Raw genomic sequence first — 22086 nt, forward strand, 5'->3', positions numbered from 1 at the left:
ATAGAATGAATTACTAACAAATATGGTTATATAGTACCATTTCTGCCGAAGATTGGTGCAATAATACATAAAACAGCATCTAGACAGGTCGTCATTTTTGATGCTGCAATGCACATGACACGCATCATCTACGGACACTTTGACGGTGTTCGAAGGTTGATTCCTCTCGAAACCGTCGACCAGCGAAACGGGTGGCTCATGAATCTTGAGACCTTCGGGCATCAGGCTGGACGCGATTTCGGACCGGAGGGCCTGGTCTCCCCGGTTCAGAATCTGCGCGAAACGCGGATGGGCAGCGAGGGCGCGAAACCTGAAGAACAACTTCAGAGTGCATGCGACCTAGCTAATTCATGCCAAAATTACTTACGAATTTCGGATAGCGCTGACGTGCTCGGCGGCGTGTTCGTCGAGGACGGGCAGTGCATCGCCTGGGGCTTCCACCGTGGCGACCTGCTGAAGCCGGTCACGCTGCGCCTGGAGGTCGACGGAGCCACCGTTTTCGAGCGCACCACCTCGCCCGAGGCCTACATGCCCGTTCACGTCACCGGATACCGCCTCTCGGCACACCGGCAGATGGTGCTGCGCATCGACGGTGCGAGCGCCGCCGCGGGCGCCTTTGCCGCGCCGTCCTTCTGGACCGACCCGGAAACCCGTGAGGATCTCACCCACTTCATCGTCGGCATCGGGTCCGGCGCCCGCGAGGCACGGCTACGCCATCTGGTGTGGCACGAAATTCCCAACGTGACCCGCCGTCTGGAGAGCTCCGACGAGCCGCCGGCCCGCTGGCGCGCCTCGGTCTATACCCGCTACATGGCCAACCGCCTTGAGCTGAAGGGCAAGCTGTCCGGCGGCCAGTCGGTGGCAAACTGGATCGTCTCGGAGGTATTTGAGGACTGGTACAAGCGCCACGTCTTCTGCCTCACCGACGAGATCCACGCACTCCTGAGCGAGCCCGTGATGAACCGGCGGGTGATGAAGCACGAAATCAGCCTCACTCTGTTCGCCTTCTGGCGCCGGCATTACCCGCATATCGACATCTTCACCGAGGAAGGCCTGCGCCTCGTCCAGTACAAATTCGCCACGGCCCCCTTCATAGCCGATAAGAACAACGTCAAGCTGGTCTCCGAGGGCCTGCGGCGCTCGCTCTCCGCGCCGGCCGACATGTTCCGCAACCGCGATCTGCCGTGGAGCTGGTACTGGCTCTTCCTGCTGGAGGACCAGGGGCTCGGCAACCGGCTGCGCGACGAGAACTTCATCCGCCTCACCAGCTTCAAGGAGGTCGCGCTCGACGTCACCCAGCCCGACCGGCTTTCCTTCACCCCGAATGTCTGGCGAGCCTATTGGGGTGCCGGCGGCACCGCGGACTTTACCCGCTTCGACCTCGCGCTGATCTCGATCCTCGCCGACACGCCCTATCCGGACGTGGCGGTCGTCGAGCGCGGCGCCGAGTTCTGGCGCGAGCGGCTGCATCACGACGTCTATGCCCGCGTCCCCGAGCTCTCCGTCCTGTCGGCGATGGGCCGGGTCGAGGCGGCGCCCGTCGCGCTGCGGGACGAGGTGCCGCGCCGCGATCTCGTCATCATCGGCCATGCCAATGAGAGCGGCCTCGGGCGCAACCTCAACATGTTCGTCGAGGCGCTGTCGTCCTTCTCGCCGCTGGTGTTCAACGCCGATGACGGCGCCTGCGTCAATCCCGACGCCGGCTATAATCCGACGGTCGGCGTACGCGCCCGCGTCGTCCTGCTGTGCGTCAATGCCGACCGCGCGCCGGAGATGATCGCCCGTTTCGCCGGCATCTGCGAGGACGCGCACATCATCGGCTTCTACCTCTGGGAGAGCGACCGTCCGCCGGCGAACCACACGCTGGGCGCACTCGCCGTCGACGAGATCTGGACGCCGAGCAACTACGTTGCCGAGGCCTATCGCAAGATCACGCCGGTGCCGGTCACGGTGGTCGACAAGGGGCTGCACGCCCCCCTCGCCCACGTCTCCTTCCTCGACCGCTTCCGGCGCGAGCCGTCCGAATTCATCTTCCTCACGGCGGCGGAGTTCGGCTCCTCCATCGTGCGCAAGAACCCGCTCGACGTGGTGAAGGCCTTCCAGCGGGCGTTCGAGGACAGCGACCTCAACGTGCGGCTGCTGATCAAGATCCGCGAGGTCAATCCCGGCCACTGGAGCAACATCGATTCCTACTGGGAGGAAATCGAGGAGCGGATCGCCGGCGATGACCGCATCGCGCTGGTCGAGGGCAATCTGACCGCCGAGGAATACTGGACGCTGATGTGGAGTGTCGATGCGATGGTGTCGCTGCATCGCTCCGAAGGCTTCGGCTACTTCATCGCCGACGCCATGTTCGCGGGCAAGGCGGTGGTGGTCTCCGACTATTCCGGCTCGCAGGATTTCTGCGACGCCGACAATGCCTTCCTCGTGCCGGTGCAGCAGACGCCGGCACCGCCGGAATATCTCGCGAGCCGGGGCTATATCGGCCAGTGGGGCATTCCCGATACCGAGGCCGCCGCCCGCGCCATGCACCAGGCGGCGGCAGATGCCGATCTGCGTGCCGCCCGGGCCGGGGCCGGCCAGGCACGCGTCACCAGCAAATACGACTTTGCGCAATGGACCGAGGCGGTTTCCGCACGAATCCAGCAGCGGATCGATCAGTCCCGTCGGAAGACGGAAGCAGCACCGGAAGGGCTGGCCCTGTCGGGGATGGCGGCGTCCGCATCCGGGGATTAGGCGCCATCGGCGTCCCCACCCGGAAAATTGCTGCGCCGTAGAGGCCCGGCCTGTCACGGCCGGGCACCGAGACCCGGTGAATTTCAGATGAGGTGCCGATTGGATAGCATCGTTCACGGCGCGGATGCCGCTCCCTCTTCCATTTTCCGTCGGCCGCAGCATGCGGCGGCGATAATGGGCTGTGCCTGCCGCCTGCCGGGTGCCGCGGACGAAGCCGCCTTCTGGTCCCTGCTGGCGCGCGGCGAATGCGCAGTGAGTGAGATTCCCGCCGATCGCTGGTCGCGGGAGCGCTTCCTGCATCCGGGCCGCGGCGTGCCGGGACGCACCTACACCTTCGCCGCCGGCGTGCTGGACGACATCTTCAGCTTCGACCCCGCCGCCTTCGGGCTTTCCCCGCGCGAGGCGGAGCAGATCGACCCGCAGCAGCGGCTGCTGCTCGAACTGGTGCGCGAGGCGTTCGAGGACGCCAACATCCCGCTGTCGACGCTGAGCGGCCGCGATGTCGGGGTCTTCGTCGGCGCCTCCTCGCTCGACCATTCGCTGCACTTCGTCGCCGATATCGCCGCTGCCGACGCGCATTTCGTGACCGGCAACGCGCTGTCGATCATCGCCAACCGCATCTCGCACGTGTTCGGCTTCACCGGGCCGAGCCTGACCATCGACACCGCCTGCTCCTCCTCGCTCGTCGCCCTCGATCGGGCGGTGAAGGCGATCGAGAGCGGGGAGATCGACACCGCCGTGGTCGCGGGGGTGAACATATTGGCGAGCCCGTTCAACTTCGTCGGCTTTGCTCGCGCCGGCATGCTCTCGCCGACCGGGCGTTGCCGGCCGTTCTCCGGCGAGGCGGACGGCTATGTCCGCGCCGAGGGCGGCGTGGTGACGATCCTCAGCCGCCTGGGCGGCACGAACGGGACGCCGCGCGCCGTGGTGATGGCGAGCGGCACCAATTCCGACGGACGCACCCTCGGCATCGCCATGCCGGAGAGCCGGGCGCAGCAGCGGCTGCTCGAGGAACTCTATGAGCGGCGCGGCATCGATCCGGAACGCCTCGCCTTCGTCGAGGCGCATGGCACCGGCACGCTGGTCGGCGATCCGGCAGAGGCGCGCGCCATCGGCCTCGCCTTGGGAAGCCGGCGCACCTCGCCTCTGCCCATCGGCTCGGTGAAATCGAATATCGGCCATCTCGAACCCGCCTCGGGCCTTGCCGGGCTGCTCAAGGCGCTCAACGCGCTGGAGCGGCGCGAACTGCCGGCCTCGCTGCATCTCGACACGCTGAACCAGCACATCGACTTCGCCGGGCTGAACCTTGCCCCCGCCACCGCGCCGATGCCGCTCGACGCCTCGGCTCGTGTCGCCGGCATTTCCTCCTTCGGCTTCGGCGGAACCAACGCCCATGCGGTGATCCGCCTGCCCGACGCGCATGAGGTGCCAGCCACCGACATGCGTGCCGCCGCGACGGTTCTCATGCTCTCGGCACAGGATCCGCAGGCACTCTCGGCCCTCGCCGAAGCCTATGCCGACCGGCTGGAAAACGAGCCGGCGCCCGGGCGCCTCGCCCACGCCGCCGCTCATGGCCGTGCAAGATTGCCCCATCGCCTGGCGGTTTCTGTGAACGACCCCGCAGCGCCAGCGAAGCTGCGCCGCATGGCGCGCGGTACCGCTGAAGGCGCACTGCTCCGGGGCGCCCCAAGGGGTTCCGACTCCGCGGTCGCCTTCGTCTTCACCGGCAATGGAGGGCAATATGCCGGCATGGGCGCAGCGGCCTGGCAGTCGAGCCCGGCCTTTCGCCGTGGCATCGAGGAGATCGATGCGGTCTTCGAACCGCTCGCCGGCTGGTCGCTGGCGGCGGCGTTCCGGCAACCGCAGAGCGAAGCTACGCTCGCCAACACCGAGATCGCCCAGCCGCTCATCTTCGCGCTCGAAGTGGCGCTCGCCCGCGCGCTGATGGCCGGCGGCCTCGTGCCGGCCGCTGTCGTCGGCCATAGCGTCGGAGAGATCGCCGCCGCCCATATCTGCGGCGCGTTGGACCTGACCGACGCGACCCGGCTCATCTATTGGCGCAGCAAGCTGCAGGGCCGCACGCACGGTTCCGGCGCGATGGCCTTCCTGATGGCCAGCCCGGAAGACGCCAACGCATTCATCGCCGCGGCCGCCCAGCCCGAAGTGGTCATCGGCGCCATCAACGCGCCGAAGGGCGTCACGCTGTCGGGACCGGGGCCCGCCATCGATGCGGTGCTACGCCGGGCCCGCAGACAGGGCGTGGTCGGCAAGCGCCTCGGCATCGATTACGCCTTTCATTCGCCGGCCATGGGGCCTCTGCACGAGCCGATCCTCGAAACGCTGGCCATGCTGGCGCCGCGTGCGCCGACGATCCCGTTCATCTCGGCCGTCACCGGGGAACCCATCGAGGACGCCTCGCTCGACGCCTATTACTGGTGGGACAATATCCGCCAGCCCGTGCAGTTCGACGCGGCGATGCGTTCGGTGGCGCGCGACGCTTCCATCGGCATCTTTCTGGAAATAGGCCCGCAGGCCGTGCTCACCGGCTTTCTCCGGGAGATCCTCGCCGATGAGGGGCGGACGGCGACCGTGCTCGCCTCGTTGCAGGAGAAGGATACGGCCGAGGACGACCCCATCCAGCGCAGCCTGCTCGCCGCCCTGGTTAACGGCGCGGGGGTCGACGAGGAGAAGCTGTTCGGCCACGCGCTCCCGCCCGGCCGCATCGATCTGCCCAAGACCCCCTGGACCCGCCAGCCGATCCACCCGCCGCGCACCTCGGAGGCGATCGACCTGATCGGCACCGGCGCCGGCGAGCACCCGCTACTCGGCACACGGCTGCTGGACGGCGGCCGCGAATGGCGCGGTATGCTCGACATCGACACCCGTCCCTTCCTCGCCGACCACAAGGTGGGTGGCCATGTCGTGCTGCCCGCCACCGCCCTCGCCGAGATGGCACTGGCGGCCGGACGCGACGCGCTTGGCACCAACCGCCTTCGGCTTGAGGATTTCGCCATTCTGGCGGCGCTTCGCCTCTCGCCGGGCGAGAGCATCGAGACGCGAGTGGCGATCGACGCCAGCGGCGGCGTTTCCGTGTCCTCCCGCGCCCGCGGCTCGCAGGAGTGGAACCTGCACGCCCGCGGCCGGGTGCTGGTAGACAGCAACCCGGCGACCCCGCCGGCCGCCCCGCCGCCCGCCGCCGACGGCGAGAGCGTGCTCGACGCCGAGGCGCTCTATGCCGCCGCCGCCCGGCTCGGCCTCGATTACGGGCCCGCCTTCCGCCTGGTCCGTTCGGCCCGGCGCGCCGGCGCGGAAATCCATCTCGACCTCGTCGCGCCCACGGCCCCGCAGGTGGACTATGTCATGGTGCCGGCACTGGCGGACGCCGCCCTGCACGGCCTCGTTCTCGCCGCCGAGGGCCTGCCGTCACAAGCCGGCACGGCCTTTCTGCCGGTCCGCTTCGCCGCGCTCATCATACGGGGCTCGACGCTGCCGGTGCGGGCGACCCTGACCGTCCGCCGGGCCAGCCCGCGTTCGCTGGAGCTCGACGTCGCCCTGTTCGACGCCGCCGAGGCGGAGATCGCGCGCATCGAAGGCGCGGAGCTTCGCGCCGTGGCATTCGCGGCCAGCGACGAGCTCGACCACGATTTCCGCCAGAGCTACGTCCGGCTCGGGCCGGCGCAGACGCAGGCGGGAGCGCGCATCGAAGCCTTCCTCAGTGCGTCCGGCGACGTGCCGACCACCGACGACGCGCTGATGCTCGATGCGCTGGCCTACGCGATCGCCCATCGCGCCGTGGCCGAGATTGCCGGCGAGGCGCTGCTGCCGACCGAACCTCTGGATATCGACGCGCTGGTCGAACAGGGACGGCTCGCCTTGGGGCGGCGCGCGGCCTTCGTGACGCTGCTCGACCTATTGGCCGAGGGCGGGCTTGCCCGTCACACGCTGGGCGAAGGTTGGCGCGTCCTGCCGCAGAGTGACCTGCCCTCACCCGAGCCGCTGCTGCATGAGATCGCGAATCTTGCGCCGGACCGCGCCGCCGAGCTCGCCATCGGCGCGCGCCTTGCCGTCGACCTCGCGGACCATCTGCGCGGCACGCTGACCATCACCCACGCCACCGGCCTCATGGACCAGTGGGAGAGCGCCTCGCCGGCCGCCCGCGGTCTCGCCGAGCACGCCGCCGCGCTGGTGGCGGAAGCGGCGCGTGAGCTCGACGCTCCACTGGCCGTGATCGTGGTGGAGCGGCATGGCGCGCTGCTCGACGCGCTCCGTTCCCTCGTCGAGGCCGGCCTCATCGTCCTCACCGTCCTGCCGTCCGACCCCACAGCCCGCCCAGCTCTTACCGACCGCATCCACCCCTCGGCGGCGAACACCCTCGGCGATGAGGAAAACCTGCCGGCGGCCGACCTCATCCTGCATTTCGACCCGCGCCTGCCGCTGGATCCCGCCAGCGAGGCGACCCGGCGGCTCGGTGCCGCGCTGCGGCGGGGTGGCGCGCTCGTCTCCCTTGGCTTCGCGACGTCCGGCTTTGCCCGGCTGCTGACGATCGATGCGCCCGGCGCCGTGCACGGCACGCAGCGACTGCGCGGGGCGCGTGCGTCGACCGACGTCGCGCTTATCGCCCCGCCGGCGGCCGAGGCGCCGGACGATCAGGTGGTCATGGCGGCTCTCATCGCCCTGCTGAAGGAGGATGCGCGTTCATGCCTGATCTCGGAAGCCAGCTACATATTCGACCCCGATCCGTCATCCCCGGTGGTCGCGTCGACAGGCGGCGTGCTCGTCTGGCGGCTCGCGGGCGGCCAGGGCGACGCCGCACCCGCCGCCTCCCTCGCCAACGTGCTGGACGAGGCGCGCACGCTGCTGGAGGCGCTGCGCGCCGGCACCAGGGCGCCGGCCCTGCGCCTGCTCATAGACGGCGATCCGCTCGGCGAGGCGCCGGCCGCCGCGGCGCTGTGGACCTTCGGCCGCACGGCCATGAACGAATATCCCGATCTCGACGTAAGACTGATCGCGCTCGACCGACCCGTCATCGACGAGGCGACGACGCGCGAGCTTGCCCGCGCCGTCGCCGGGCTGCCCGGCGAACGGGAACTTGTGCTTGACGGCAATGGCCTGAAGGCGGTCCGCCTCGCGCCGGCGAAACCAGTGCGAGCCTCAGACGAAGAGACCGCCGCGCGCCTCGCTATGAGCCTGCCCGGCTCGCTCGACCGCCTCGTCTGGCAGGCCCGGGCCCGCCGCGCTCCCGGCCCTGGCGAGGTCGAAATCGCCATAGCGTCGACGGCACTCAACTTTCGCGACGTCATGTTCGCGCAGGGGCTGATCGGCGACGACATGCTGGCGCACGGCTTTGCCGGCCCGACCCTCGGCTTCGAATGCGCCGGCACCCTCGCGCGGATCGGCGACGACGTCGCCGAACTCCGGGCGGGCGACGCCGTCATCGCCTTCGCGCCCGGCGCCTTCGCTACCCACGTGACCCTGCCCGCCACAGCCGTCCTCCGGGCGCCCGCCGGCATCACCCCCGACGCGGCGGCGACCCTGCCGGTCGCCTTCCTGACCGCCTGGTACGGACTAGTGCACTGCGCCCGGCTGGAGGCCGGCGAGACCGTGCTGATCCACGGCGCTGCTGGCGGCGTGGGAATGGCCGCCATGCAGATCGCCCGCATGCGCGGCGCGCGCATCGTCGCCACCGCCGGCTCGCCGGAGAAGCGCGCGCTCGTCCGCCTGCTTGGTGCCGACACGGTGTACGATTCGCGCTCCACCCAGTTCGCGGAAACGCTGCGCGCGCAGGGCGGCTGCGACGTGGTGCTCAACTCGCTCGCGGGACGGGCGATGGAATTGTCGCTGCGCGCCCTGAAGCCGTTTGGCCGCTTCATCGAACTCGGCAAGCGCGACTTCGTCGCCAATACCAGCATTGGGCTGCGCCCCTTCGCGTGGAACCTCACCTATTTTGGCGTCGATGCCGACCAGTTCATCGCGGCCCGGCCGGCGTTGGTCGCGGAGATGCTCACGGAACTGAAGCGTCTGTTCGAGGCCGGCACGCTCCGGCCCCTGCCCCACCGCGTCTTCGCCGCCCATGAGGCACGCGCCGCGTTCCGGCTGATGCAGGGCTCGGGTCATGTCGGCAAGATCCTCATCCGGCCTCCCACCCACATGGCCGCCACCCCGGAGGTCAAGCCGGCCTTTGCAGCGTCCCCGGACGGTGTGCACCTCGTCGTCGGCGGCTCCGGCGGTTTCGGCCGCGAGACGGCGCGCTGGCTGGCCGAGCGTGGGGCGAAGCACATCGTCGTCGCCTCGCGCCGCGGGACGATCGATCCGCCGCTGGCGGTGGACGGCGCGGAGATCGTCGCCGAGCGCCTCGACGTCCGCGACCCGCGGGCCTGCGCCGAACTCATCGAGCGCCTTGCCGCCCGCCATGGACGCATCGCCGGCCTCGTTCACACCGCCATGGTACTCGACGACGCGCTGATCCGCGATCTCGATCGCGACCGCTTCGAGCAGGTGCTGGCACCGAAGGTCGACGGCGCCCGCAACCTCGACGCGGCGACGGCCGGGCTGGACCTCGACTATTTCGTGCTGTTCTCCTCCGCCACCACGCTGGTCGGCAACCCCGGACAGGCGGCCTATGTCGCGGCCAACGCCTATCTCGAAGGCCTTGCCCGCCGCCGGCACGCTGAGGGGCGACCGACGCTCGCCATCGCCTGGGGCGCGATTTCCGACGCCGGCGTGCTGGCGCGCGATGCCGCGACCTCGGAGAAGCTGAGCCGTCGCCTCGGCCTCGGCATGCTCACGGCGGCGGCGGCACTGGAGCATCTAGGCGCCTGTCTGGCGGATGCCGGCACGCCGCCGGTCGTCGTCCACGCGCCGATCGACTGGCGGGCGGGGCGCGAACTCGCGGTCATGGGCGGGGCGAGCTTCGCCGCGCTGCGCCCCACCTTCGACGACACAGCAGACGCCGGCAGCGACGACGACCTCATCGCCCTCATCCGCGAGCAAAGCGACAGCGAGGCCCGGGCGACCGTGCTGCGCCTGCTCGCCGCCGAGCTCGGCCGCATATTGCGCCTGCCGCCGGACAGCATCGATCCGGCGCGCCCGCTCGGCGACATCGGCATGGATTCGCTGATGGGGCTGGAACTCGACATGGAGATGCAGCGCCGCCACAAGGTCGCGCTGCCCATGCTGGGATTGGGCGCCGGCGCGACGCTGCAGGATGTCGCCGACAAGGTGCTGCGCAAGTTGCGGCCCACCACGGAAGCCGCGGGCGACGCCCCTCCCGCCTCCCCGATCCACATCCCCGAGGAGAGCGCCCGGCTGATCGACCGTCATTTGCGGGTCGAGCCGACGGTGGCCGCGATGGAGACGCTGCAGGCCAAGGCGACGACGGACGGACGGCGCGATGGGAGCCTGCTGCGATGACGATGCACAACAACACTGCCCAGCTCGACGCGGCCGCACGGGCCGCGCTGCTTGCCCGGATGCGCGAGCGGCCGACGGACATCGACGCATCTCCGCGCAGGAGCTACGACACCTCCTTCGAGACGCTGCCCGGCTATGACGAACTGCTGCTGGTCCGCGCGACCGGCGACGCGCTCGGCATTGCCAATCCATTCTTCCGCCCGCACGAGGGCCGCGCCGGCGCGCTGACCCGGATCGACGGGCGGGAAGTGATCAATTTCGCCTCCTATGACTATCTCGGCCTGAACAGCCACCCGCAGGTCCAGCGGGCAGCACAGGAGGCGATCGAACTCTACGGCACCAGCGTTTCGGCGAGCCGGCTGGTGGCCGGCGAGCGCCCGCTCCATCGCGCGCTGGAGGCGCGCCTCGCCAGCCTGCACCGGGCCGAGGACGCCATCGTCTTCGTCTCGGGACATGCGGCCAACGTCACCACCCTCGGCACCATCCTCGGTGCCGAGGATGCGGTGTTCCACGATGCGCTGATCCACAACAGCATCATCGTCGGCGCCGAGCTCGCCCGCGCCGCGCGGCGGAGCTTCCCGCACAACGATCTCGACGCGCTGGAGCGTATGCTGACCACGGAACGGCAGCGCTATCGCCGCGCGCTCATCGTCGTCGAGGGGCTGTACTCGATGGACGGCGACGTGCCCGACCTCGCCCGTCTGGTGGAACTCAAGCAGCGTTTCGGCGGCTGGCTAATGGTCGACGAGGCGCATGGCATCGGCGTGCTCGGCGCCGGCGGACGCGGCGTCGCCGAGCACGCTGGCCTCGATCCGGCCTGCGTCGACATCTGGATGGGGACGCTGTCCAAGTCGCTCGCCTCCTGCGGCGGCTACATCGCCGGTCAGCAAGCCCTGATCGACTACCTCAAGGTCTCCGCGCCGGGCTTCGTCTACAGCGTCGGCCTGCCGCCAGCGGCGGCCGGTGCCGCGCTCGCCGCGCTCGACGCCATGGAGCGCGAGGGCGAACGCGTCGCCGCGCTGCAGGCCAATGCCCGGCATTTTCTGGAGGCCGCGCAAGCCGCCGGCCTCGCCACCGGCACCGCCGAGGGGCACGCCATCGTGCCGATCATGGTCGGCGACTCGCTCATGGCGGTGCTGCTGTCGGAAAGGCTGCTGGCGCGCGGCGTCAACGTGCTGCCGATCATCCATCCGGCGGTGCCGCACCGCTCGGCCCGGCTGCGCTTCTTTCTCACGGCCGCACATACCGCCGAACAGCTCGACGAGACCGTTCGCCTGCTGGTCGAGGAGATCGACGAGAGTTCCCGTTCCCTCGCCGCGCTCGGTTTCGGCGGCGAGGAAGACGGCGAGGAGGCCGGCGCAACGCCAGCCTCCGAGTGGAGGAAGTGACATGAAGGTCGTGCTCGACATTACCCGGCTGCTGCGGCGCTCATCGCAGTCGACGCCCACGGGCATCGATCGCGTCGAGCTCGCCTATGCCCGCCACCTGCTCGGCAGCCGCCATTATCAGGACAGCGCCGCCTTCGTCGCGCGGGTACGCGCCTCGACCTGGTATCTCGACGCCGAAACCGTCGCCGCCTTCGTCCAAACGCTGGCGCAGCGCTGGAAGCAATCCGAGGGGCGGGTCACACGGCGGGAACTGGGGGAGGTCGAGCGCTTCCTCGATCTGGCGCCCGGCACGCTGGCCGATCTGGAACCGGACGTGCCACGCTCGGCGCTGCCGGATGTACTGCCCCCGCTCAAGCGCCTGTTCTCGCCCGTCAACCTGCTGCCGCGACTGCTGCGGCGACGCAATTCGCATGGCGCGGTCTATCTCAACGTCTCGCATGAGGGGCTCAATTCCATCGCCGGCGTGCGTTCCATGGTGCGCGGCCACGGGCTCAAGCCGATGTACCTCGTGCACGACCTCATCCCTCTCACCCACCCGGAATATGTCCGGCCGGGCGACGCGGAGAAGCACGAGACGCGCATGCGCACCGTGCTGGCCTCGGCCGAGGCGATCATCTGCAATTCGCAGCACACGCTGAACCAGCTCACCGCCTTCGCCGCGCGCGCCGACATGGCGGTGCCGCCCAGCGTGGTCGGCCCGCTCGGCGTGGAGGACGAGTTCGGCACGCAGGAGCCGGCGATGCCGGAGGTGCACCCGTTCTTCCTCACCGTCGGCACCATCGAGCCGCGCAAGAACCACCTCGTGCTGCTGCATGCCTGGCGGGTGCTGGTGGAGAAGCTCGGTCCCAAGGCACCCAAGCTGATCATCGTCGGCCGCCGCGGCTGGGAGAACGAGAACGTCATCGACATCATCGAGCGCTGCCGCAAGCTCGGCGATCATGTGCTGGAGTGCAACCGCCTGCCGGACGCGCATCTGCGCCGCCTGATGAAGCAGGCGCGCGGCGTGCTGTTCCCCTCCTTCGCCGAGGGGTACGGCCTGCCGCTGTTCGAGGCGATGGCGCTGCGCGTGCCGGTGATCTGCTCCGACCTGCAGGCCTTTCGCGACATAGCCGGCTCGGCGCCCTGCTATCTCGATCCGATCGACGGGCTCGGCTGGGCACGGGCCATCGAGGACTATGCCCGCCCCGGCTCCGAAGCGCGCGCGACCCAGCTCCGGCAGCTGGGGGAAATCCGCATGCCGCGCTGGTCCGATCACTTCTCCATTGTCGATCGGATCATCGATGTCGTCGCCAACTCGCCGGGCATTCCCGCCCCCTCGTCATCGTGGCGGCCGGCGGTGAGTTTCGAACGCAGCAAGGCATTGATTTCAGCCGGCGAGCGCGTCGACGCGGGGCGTTCGCTCGCCTTTGCCGCCGCCCATCCGCATTCGAGCACGAGGTAGTCCGTGGCCCGGTCGTCCGCCAATCCCTCATGCCCGGGAAGGATCGGAGCATGATCGCCATAGAACACCAGCAGCGCGCGGTCGGTGAGCGCGTCGAGCGCCGCCGTCACCTTGCCGAGCATGGCGTCGGCATTGGCGACATGGCGGGCATATTGCTCGACCGGGTCGTCGATGCCGGGCAGCCGGCCGGCTCCGTAGGGGTCGTGCGCCTCCATGGTGACCGCCATCAGGAACAGCGCCTCGCCGGCCGCGCCGGCGGTCTCGATCTCCTGCACGATGCGGCTGCCGACGGCGGCGTCACCGACATAGGGGCCGACGCGGTCGGTCGGAGCGAAGGCGCGCTCGTCGAGGAAGCGGGCAAAGCCGAGACGGGGAATGGCCCTGTCGCGCCGGAAGAAGCGCGCGTCGTGCGGATGCAGGAACAGCGTGTGCCAGCCGGCCCCGCCCAGCCAATGCGCCAGCGAGGCCCCCTCAAACTTCTCCGGCCGCAGATAGGGGTCGAACCGGTCCATGCGCTGATGCGCGAAGGCAATGCCGGTCAGCATTTCCGCCTCGGAGCGGTGCGTGTAGGCGCCGAAGCAGGAGACGTTGAGCCGTCCATGCGCCAGTGCCCGCCGGCGCAGGCGATCGATGTTCGGCAGGTCGAGCGCGATGCCGTTGCGCCTGAGATCAGCGAAGGATTCCGACTGCAGGATGATGACGGCCCGATAGCGGCCCTCCTTCACCAGTCGGGCCGGCGTCTCGCTCACCTCACGCGACCCGTCCCGGCGCCAGAGGGCGAAGCCCGCGAGCAGCGAGACCGCGAGCCCCTGCGCGCCGACGAAACGGGTGGCCGACAGGTCGATCAGCTGGTGCGCGAGCACGGGCAGCAGGGTGGCGATCCGGCCCGCCAGCACGGAGAATCCAGCAGCGATGACGAGAGCCACCGCAAACACACCGGCTTGCGTCGCGGCATCCAGCCTGCGCGGCTCGACGACGCTCCAGCCGAGGATCGCGCCGGCAATGGCCAGAACGACGAGGCCGAGGGCGAGCGTGGTGCCACGGCCGACATAGAACAGCGCCGGGTGGCGGAGCAGCGTCGCCAGGAAGCCGAGGTCGCTGAACACCAGCGGCTCGCGCAGATAGGCATATTTGACGCGCGAGATGACCACGAAAACGCCGAAGGTCACCACCGACGCCACCATGGCGAAGAGGGGTCGCGCCGACACGCCGAGCCACGCCAGCCAGAGCCAGCCGGCAATCGCCGCTCCCATCAGGCGCGCCTCGCCCGGCACCGGCTCCGCAACATCGCGGACCGGCACTGCCAGACGGTCAAGCCGGCTCGCCCCGGCCACGGCGACGGCCAGGGCAACAAACATCGACATGACCGCCAGGATTGCTTCATCCATGTATTTCCGACCCTTCGCGCATCAACATCTGCAAAATTAGAGCGATATCCCGGATTATTTCAAGTAAAAATAAATATATACGCCTTAATATTATCGACATATATTCCGATCGATAATTTAATGGAGAGAGCTAGATATATTTGTACTTACACATCTCCATATACTCACGAGATGAAAGGAGCAGCGTCGCATGAATAAGCTGCATCCGATCCTTGGCATGTCGATACACAAGGCCGAGCCGATGGGGGAAGCGCCGGAAAAGGTGAAGGCCGCCCCGTCTGCCCGGGCCAAGCCGCTGCGGCCGGTGCCGCGCGAGATTCCGGACGTGGATGACGTCCGCATCCCGGTGGCGCGCGCGAAACCGTCGCGGCCGGTCGCCAAGCGCGACGGCTTCCCGCTGCCCGATCCCGACGCAGCCGATCTCGCCGCTGCGCTACCGCGCAAGGCGAAGAAGCGCCGTCCGGTCGGGCTGTGGGCCTCGTTCCTGCTCATGGTGGCGCTGCCGACGCTGGCCGCCGGGCTCTATTACGGGCTGATGGTCTCCAACCAGTACGTGTCGGAGTTCCGTTTCGCGGTGCGCAGCCAGGACTTCGCGCCGGCCGGCACCAGCGCGGCCAGCACCGCGCTCGGCGCGGCGGCGCGGGCGGGTATCTACACCGACAATTTCCTCGTCATCGATTACCTCTCCAGCCGGCAGGCGGTGGAGGATCTGCTCAAGACGGTGGACCTGCGCGCAATGTACGCGCGCGCCGGCGTCGACCGCCTTTCGCGGCTGCGCGGCGAGGAGACGATGGAGAACCTCGTCACCTACTGGCAGTCGATGATCGACGCCTCCTTCGACATGGCCACCGGCCTCGCCCTGGTGCGGGTGCGCGCCTTCACGCCGGAGGATGCCCATGAGATCGCCGCGACGCTGGTCAGCCAGAGCGAGAGGCTGATCAACGACATCTCCGCCCGCGCCCGCCGCGACGCGGTGAAGTTCGCCGAGGCCGATGTCTCCCGCGCCGAGGATCGGCTGCGCGGTGCACGCGCAGGGCTACGGCAGTTCCGCGATGTCGAGCAGACGCCGGACGCCACACGCACCGCCGGCGGCACGCTCGACCTCGCCATGAAGCTGCGCGGGGAGCTTGCCGGGCTGCAGTCGCAGCTTGCCTCGCTGCGCAGCTACATGGACCCCAACGCACCCACGGTGAAGGTACTGGAAAGCCGCATCGCCGCGACCACCAAGCAGATCGCCAGCATCGAGCGCGAGATCGGCAAGGGCAACCGCGACGCCGGTGCGACCGGCCCCGCCGCCGGCGCGGCAACGGCGGGCGCGCAGCCCGTGCTGTCGGACATGCTGTCGACTTACGAGGACGTCGATCTCAGCCGGCAATTCGCCGAGAAATATTACGAGACCACGCTGTCCGCGCTGGAACTCGCCCGTTCGGAAGCCGCCGCACAGCAGACCTATGTCGCGACCTATGTGCAGCCGGCACTGGCGCAGGCGAGCGAGTATCCGCGGCGGGTGGTCTCGATCCTGATCGTGTTCCTCGCGGCCGGCGCGCTGTGGTTCGTCAGCGTCATGGTCTTCTTCTCTATCCGCGACCATGTGGCCTGAGCAGGGGAAGCGGCGATGACCACCATCACTCCCTTTGCCGGCTCCGAGGAAGGCTTCGGCCCGCGCCGGATCGCGGAGGGGCTGCGCACGCAGGGGCGCGTGGTCATCGCGCTGATGCTGCGCGAAATGCGGCTGCGCTCGGTGCATTCACGGCTCAGCTATCTGCTGGCGCTGCTGGAACCCATCCTGCAGCTCGCCATGATGATGGGTATCTTCACCATCATCGGCCGCCGGCCGGAATTCGGCACCAGCCTGCTGCTCTTTCTCGGCACCGGCATCCTGCCGTTCTTCCTGTTCACCCATGTGTCCGGGCGCACCACGAGCGCAATCCGCGCCAGTGGGCTGGTGCGGGCGCTCGCGCCCATCCAGCCGCTCGACATCATGCTTGCGCGCGCCCTCTTGGAAACCGCGACACTGCTGGTCGTCGCGGTGCTGCTCTTCACCGTCATCTATTCCATGGGAGTGCGGGAAGCGCTGCCGATCCGGCCGATGCTGGCCATCGAGGGCTTCGCCGCCACCGCCCTGCTGGCGATCGGCGTCGGCCTCATCAACGGCGTGATCGGCGCCTTCTTCCGGCTCTGGGCGGTGGTTTATGGCGTGTTGTCGCGCTCGCTCATCTTCCTGTCCGGCGTGTTCTTCGTGCCGGACTTCATGCCGCCGCAGATCCGCTACTGGCTGGCCTGGAACCCGCTGCTGCACGGGCTGGAGTGGTTCCGCTCCGGCTTCTACCTGACCTATCCCACCCTCACCCTCGACAAGACCTATCTCCTCGGCTTCGGCCTCGCCTCCCTGCTCATCGGGCTGGCGCTGGAGCGGGTGTTCCGCGCGAGGCTGATATGATGGCGGTAGAGATGGCGGATATCGGCAAGACGTTCCGGGCGGCGCACGGCACCCGGCGCGTGTTCGAGCACCTCGACGCGGCCTTCCCGCACGGCGCCTCGGTCGGCATCCTCGGCGTGCGCGGCGCGGGCAAGTCGACGCTGATCAAGCTGATCGGCGGTTCGACGCTGCCCGACCACGGCAGGATCCGCCGCCACGGCTCCGTCTCGCCGCCGGTCGCCAACACGCAGGCCTATCACGCCGCGCTGACCGGCCGGGAAAACCTGCACTTCGTCGCCCGCGTCAACGGCTTCGACGGCGATGCCGCCGCCCGCTTCGTCACCAGCTTCGCGCAGATGGGCGAGGCCATCGACCAGCCGCTGTCGAGCTATACGCGGGAACGCCGCTCGCGTTTCCTGTTCGCCGCCTCCTACGCGCTGCCGTTCGACATCTTCCTCGCCGACGAGGCGCTGTTCGGCGGCTCCGGCGCCTTCCGCGCGCGTTGCGCCGATCTGGTGCAGGCACGCCGGACACAGGCGACACTCATCTTCACCACGCGATCCCCGCAGATGCTGCGCCGCTTCGCGGACATCGGCGCCGTGCTCCATGACGGCCGCCTCCAGATGTTCGAGCGGATCAGCGACGCGATACGTCTCTTCCGCGCCATCGACGACGGCGCGTCCGGCCCCGACGACGCGCCCGATGACGAGGAGGAGGAGGAAGAGCGTATGGCGGACGAACCCTTCGGGCCCACGGCCTGAAGCCGCTTTCCATCACTTTCGGTCGGGAGGTCCCGACCCAACCTGAAGGAGCCGACATGACCAACCTCAACGACCTGCCTGAAATCAGCCGCCAGCTCGAACGCTTCGTTGCCCGCCGCCTTGTCGAATTCGACCAGACGGCGTGGAAGGAGCTGAGTGTCCAGAAGCGCAAGGAGTGCATTCAGGCCGCCCGTCGCGCGCTGAAGGCCGAGCGGAACTTCTTCGCCCGTCAGGCCAATGCGGCCGCGATGCCCACCGCCGCGGAATAGCGCGGCGGTCCCCGGCGCCGACCTCGACCGGCCGGCGCCGGCCTACACCAGCTGCCGAAACACCCTGACGAACCCTATTCCAGCACCTCGACATCGGCATATATTTCAATATTGGCTCTTATTTTGTGTGTTTACTCCGCCACATGAAATTCACTTCCGTAATTTATATAGATAAAGATACAAAATTACTGCATTTCGCCCACCTAGATAATCTGTTGCGTACCAAAGAGGATCGGGTGATTTGAACATTATACGGTTACAGACCCATCTTATATGCCTCATTTCACTGAGCATGATGCTCGGCGGATGCGTATTCTTTCCAGGCTCGGGTCCCATGACCCAGGAGGTCATGAAGCCGCAGGAGCCGATCGAGTACGAAATCGTCGACGTGAACGCCGAGGTCGTGAAGGCAATGAGCCTGTGGCGCTCATCCAGCCTCGCCAGCAGCTTCGGCGTTCGCCGGCCGGCACCCGAGACGCGGGTGAATGTCGGTGACGTCGTCTCCGTGTCGATCTGGGAGGCCAGCACCGGCGGGCTGTTCGGTGGGCGGGCTTCGCTCGACACCGGGTCCGGCAGCGAGACGTTGCCGCAACAGACGGTCGATCGGGACGGGCGCATCAAGGTGCCCTATGTCGGGGAGGTGTCCGTCGTCGGCAAGCGCCCGAGCGACATCGCCCAGTCCATCGAACAGGGGCTGACCGGCAAGGCGATCGAGCCGCAGGTTCTCGTCACCCTGCCGCAGCAGACCTCCGCCTCCGTCGTCGTGGTCGGCGACCTGACCGGCGCTGGCCGCGTCACCCTCAACGTCAAGGGTGACCGCCTGCTGGAGGTCATCGCGCAGGCCGGCGGCATCAAGGCGCCGCCGCACGAGACCTTCGTGCGCGTCACCCGCGGCAAGCGCAGCGCGACGATGCAGCTTTCCGCCGTTCTCGCCAAGCCGGACGAGAACATCTTCATGCAGCCGGGCGACACCGTCTATGTGTTCCGGCGCCCGCAGACCTTTACTGCCCTCGGCGCCGTCAAGAGCGCCAGCGAAGTGCCGATCGACCGTGACGACTTCACCGTCGCCTCGGCCGTCGCCTCCTCCGGCGGCCTGATCGACACCCAGGCCGATCCGAGCGGGGTGTTCATCTTCCGCTACGAGCAGGCGGAGGTGGTGCGGGCGATCAATCCGCAGTCGCCTCACCTCGTCGGCAACAGCGCGGTGCCGGTGATCTATCGCCTCAATCTGAAGGAGCCCTCCGGTTACTTCATCGCCCGGGCCTTCCCGATCCGTGTCGGCGACATCGTCTATGTCGCGAACTCGCCCGGAGCGGAATTCACCAAGTTCCTGCGCATGGCGCTGCTGATCTCCTCGATCATCCGCACCAACGACGTGACCTGGGTCGAGGACTGAGCGGACGCGACATCGATGCGGGCGGAGCGCGAACCGATCCGGGCCGCTCCGCCTGCCACCGGAAATGGGAGTGACGTCATGATGAGGAATGGCCTCCGCCTGACGCCGGCCGCCCTGCTGCTTGTCGGCCTTTGCGCGCCCGTGCAGGCGGCCGAGGGGATCGCGGACTATATGATCATGGACGTCTGCGTCGACGCCGCCGACGCCGTCGTACCGGGCCTTGTGCCAGGCGACGCAGCCTGCACGCGCCGGCGCGACATCCGTCCCGGCGAACATCCGCCCTATGAGCTGCGCAACTTCCTCAATGCCGGGGGTGACTGCGCGGAGGACGGCGGCTCGGTGGCGAAGCTCAACCGGCCGGTGGAGCGCGGCGGGCAGACACGCATCGTCTCTTCGACCCTCGGCCTGCCGCCGAGCGCCTGCGCCGGCGCGCGCGGCCGGCCCGGCAAGCCCGGCGAGGGCGGCGCCTCGATCCAGTGGTACGACGAGGGCTACGGCTTCATCATGGGCAGCTACAGCCCTGTGGCGCTGTCGGTCTACCAGACGCCGCTGTGCCGGGAGGACAGCCGCTCCTCCCGGCGGTTCTTCCGCGGCTGGGTGATCGCGCCAGCAGCAGTGCCGGCGGCGGGGCAGAGTGGCTATGGCGTGTTCGAGGGTCGGCTCGTCACCGGCGCTGCCTCGGCGCTTCCGGCGGCCTGCCCGACCCGTTATCGCCGGGCGCTGACCACCTGGCTGGTGACGCCGATGCACTACACATCCGGGCGCGAAATGGTGTCGATCGTCTCCAGCCACTTCGCGCAGGTGAGCCGCGACGGCCTCTCCCCCGGCGCGACGATGCAGATGGAACAGACTTACTGGACCCGCGAATTCGGCCTGTCGCGCTGGGAGAAATGGGCGCGGCAGGACTGGGTTCATCCGCGCAGCGGCCGCTCCGCCCCCGACCTCGCCCGCGAATTGCGCCAGCGCGGGCGCTGTGGCGCGCCGGTGGGCGGCACCTTCGACATCTCGCCGCGCACCCGCTTCACCGATGCGCCGGCGCGCGACGACGCCTTTGCGCGCGCCATCGTCGACCCGCAGACCGGCGAAAGCCGGATCTGGCTGATGACGCTGTGCGAGGACTACACCAACATCCGCGTGCTGCCCGCCGCCACGTCGCTGCCGGACACCTCGGCCATTGCCGATCCGGCCTATTGGAGGCCGTGAGGGCGGCTCCCGTTTCCCCCTGATTGTCTCATGCAACCAAGAGGTAAGGTTCTCATGTTCCCGGTACCGAAGGCGTCACTTGAGCCCAACACCTATGCCTACGAGACCGTGCCGCTGGTAAAGCCCACGGGGTTCCGCGAATATGACGCGCGCTGGCTGTTCGGCAGCGAAATCAACCTCATGGGGGTGCAGGCGCTTGGCCTCGGCCTCGGCACCCTGATCCATGAACGCGGCGTGCGGCCCGATATCGTGGTCGGCCACGATTTCCGCGCCTATTCCGCCTCGATCAAGCAGGCGCTGGCCAACGGGCTGATGGCGGCGGGCATCCGCGTGCACGACATCGGCCTCGCTCTCTCGCCCATGGCCTATTTCGCCCAGTTCGCGCTCGACATTCCCTGCGTCGCCATGGTCACCGCCTCGCACAACGACAATGGCTGGACCGGCGTGAAGATGGGCGTCAACCGGCCCATGACCTTCGGGCCGGACGAGATGAGCCGCCTCAGGGAGATCGTGCTCTCCGGTGCCGGCAAGGCGCGTGAGGGCGGTGGCTACCACTATGTCCGGGACTTTCCCGAGGTCTACATCAAGGACCTGACCGACCGGGCGAAGCTGAAGCATCCGATCAAGGCGGTGGTCGCCTGCGGCAACGGCACCGCCGGGGCGTTTGCCCCGCGCATCCTCGAGGCACTCGGCGTCGAGGTCGTGCCGCTCGACTGTGAACTCGACTTCACCTTCCCCAAGTACAATCCGAACCCGGAAGACCTGGAGATGCTGCACGCCATGCGTGACGCGGTGCTCGCCTCCGGTGCGGATGTCGGCCTTGGCTTCGATGGCGACGGCGACCGCTGCGGCGTGGTCGACGACCATGGCGAGGAGATCTTCGCCGACAAGGTCGGCGTCATGCTGGCGCGCGACCTCTCGGCGATCTACCCCGATGCCACCTTCGTGGTCGACGTGAAGTCGACCGGCCTGTTCGTCACCGACCCGGTGCTGATCGCCAACAAGGTGAAGGCCGATTACTGGAAGACCGGCCATTCCTACATGAAGCGGCGGGTGAACGAGACCGGCGCGCTGGTCGGCTTCGAGAAGTCCGGCCACTACTTCTTCAACCAGCCGATCGGGCGCGGCTATGATGACGGGCTGGTCTCGGCCATCGCCATCCTCGACATGCTGGACCGCAATCCCGGCCGGAAACTCTCGGATCTCAAGGACGCGCTGCCGAAGACCTGGTCGTCGCCGACCATGTCGCCGCACTGCGCGGACGAGAAGAAGTACGGCGTGGTCGATGCCGTGGTGAAGCATTTCGAGCAGATGGCGTCGGGTGGCGCGACGATCGACGGCCAGCCCATCCGCGACATCGTCACGGTCAACGGCATACGGGTGACGGTGGAGGACGGCTCCTGGGGCCTCGTGCGCGCCTCCTCCAACAAGCCGGAGCTGGTGGTCGTGGTGGAAAGCCCGGTCTCCGAGGCCCGCATGCACGACATGTTCCGCGTGGTCGACGGCGTGCTGCGCACCCATCCCGAGGTCGGCGCCTATAATCAGAGCCTCTAGGTGACCGACTCATAACTTCGCAGCCAGATGCGGATTGATGCGAGTTGGATCGAGGCGAGGAAATTGTCGTCTCGCTTGTCGTAGCGGGTGGCGACGGCCCTGAAGTGTTTGAGCTTGTTGA

The 22086-nt window shown here is 68.3% G+C and carries 11 protein-coding genes and 2 pseudogenes; 11 read left to right on the forward strand and 2 right to left on the reverse strand.

Translation table 11 applies throughout. The annotated features are described in order from the left end of the window. The first annotated feature begins 387 nt into the window (after positions 1 to 387). The 4 genes from ACO2RV_RS21470 to ACO2RV_RS21485 all read left to right on the forward strand — a co-directional run bounded on the left by ACO2RV_RS21470 (position 388) and on the right by ACO2RV_RS21485 (position 12975). Positions 388 to 2736, forward strand: a complete 2349-nt coding sequence (locus ACO2RV_RS21470; protein WP_423296281.1) for a glycosyltransferase — start codon at positions 388 to 390, stop codon at positions 2734 to 2736. Positions 2737 to 2835: 99 nt separating this feature from the next. Next, entirely contained in the window at positions 2836 to 10146 is a 7311-nt protein-coding gene (locus ACO2RV_RS21475) for an SDR family NAD(P)-dependent oxidoreductase (protein ID WP_423296282.1), read from the forward strand. Further along, a complete protein-coding gene (locus ACO2RV_RS21480) occupies positions 10143 to 11534 on the forward strand; it encodes an aminotransferase class I/II-fold pyridoxal phosphate-dependent enzyme (protein WP_423296283.1) in 1392 nt (463 codons plus the stop codon). Before ACO2RV_RS21475 ends, ACO2RV_RS21480 begins: the two co-directional genes overlap by 4 nt. Position 11535: 1 nt before the next feature. Further along, positions 11536 to 12975 carry a glycosyltransferase family 4 protein gene (locus ACO2RV_RS21485; protein WP_423296284.1) on the forward strand — a complete coding sequence of 480 codons (1440 nt, stop codon included), beginning with the start codon at positions 11536 to 11538 and terminating at the stop codon, positions 12973 to 12975. Between the two features lie 41 nt (positions 12976 to 13016). Here ACO2RV_RS21485 and ACO2RV_RS21490 read toward each other — a convergent pair. Beyond that, positions 13017 to 14363, reverse strand: a pseudogene (locus ACO2RV_RS21490) (LTA synthase family protein); the annotation flags it as partial. A gap of 190 nt (positions 14364 to 14553) precedes the next feature. Between ACO2RV_RS21490 and ACO2RV_RS21495 the strand changes: the two are divergent. The 7 genes from ACO2RV_RS21495 (at position 14554) to ACO2RV_RS21525 (ending at position 21965) form a co-directional block, all read left to right on the forward strand. Further along, positions 14554 to 15963, forward strand: coding sequence for a hypothetical protein (locus ACO2RV_RS21495; protein WP_423296285.1), 1410 nt, complete (start codon positions 14554 to 14556; stop codon positions 15961 to 15963). A gap of 15 nt (positions 15964 to 15978) precedes the next feature. Then, entirely contained in the window at positions 15979 to 16803 is an 825-nt protein-coding gene (locus ACO2RV_RS21500) for an ABC transporter permease (protein ID WP_423296286.1), read from the forward strand. Further along, positions 16800 to 17543: an ABC transporter ATP-binding protein gene (locus tag ACO2RV_RS21505; protein ID WP_423296287.1), complete on the forward strand. Its 744-nt coding sequence runs from the start codon at positions 16800 to 16802 to the stop codon at positions 17541 to 17543. The genes ACO2RV_RS21500 and ACO2RV_RS21505 overlap by 4 nt, the downstream gene beginning before the upstream one ends. Before the next feature lie 56 nt (positions 17544 to 17599). Then, the gene (locus ACO2RV_RS21510) at positions 17600 to 17812 is read left to right on the forward strand and encodes a hypothetical protein (RefSeq protein ID WP_423296288.1); all 213 of its coding nucleotides are present in this window, start codon (positions 17600 to 17602) and stop codon (positions 17810 to 17812) included. A 334-nt stretch (positions 17813 to 18146) separates the two neighbouring features. After that, positions 18147 to 19208: a polysaccharide biosynthesis/export family protein gene (locus tag ACO2RV_RS21515; protein WP_423296289.1), complete on the forward strand. Its 1062-nt coding sequence runs from the start codon at positions 18147 to 18149 to the stop codon at positions 19206 to 19208. A gap of 78 nt (positions 19209 to 19286) precedes the next feature. Beyond that, positions 19287 to 20411, forward strand: coding sequence for a hypothetical protein (locus ACO2RV_RS21520; protein ID WP_423296290.1), 1125 nt, complete (start codon positions 19287 to 19289; stop codon positions 20409 to 20411). A gap of 54 nt (positions 20412 to 20465) precedes the next feature. After that, positions 20466 to 21965, forward strand: coding sequence for a phosphomannomutase/phosphoglucomutase (locus ACO2RV_RS21525; protein WP_423296291.1), 1500 nt, complete (start codon positions 20466 to 20468; stop codon positions 21963 to 21965). On the opposite strand, the pseudogene ACO2RV_RS21530 reads toward ACO2RV_RS21525, so the two are convergent. Then, positions 21962 to 22086 (reverse strand): annotated as a pseudogene (locus ACO2RV_RS21530) (IS5/IS1182 family transposase); the annotation flags it as partial. The gene ACO2RV_RS21525 and the pseudogene ACO2RV_RS21530 sit on opposite strands and share 4 nt — an antisense overlap.

This window comes from Ancylobacter sp. VNQ12 (assembly GCF_049445835.1).
GTDB lineage: Bacteria > Pseudomonadota > Alphaproteobacteria > Rhizobiales > Xanthobacteraceae > Ancylobacter.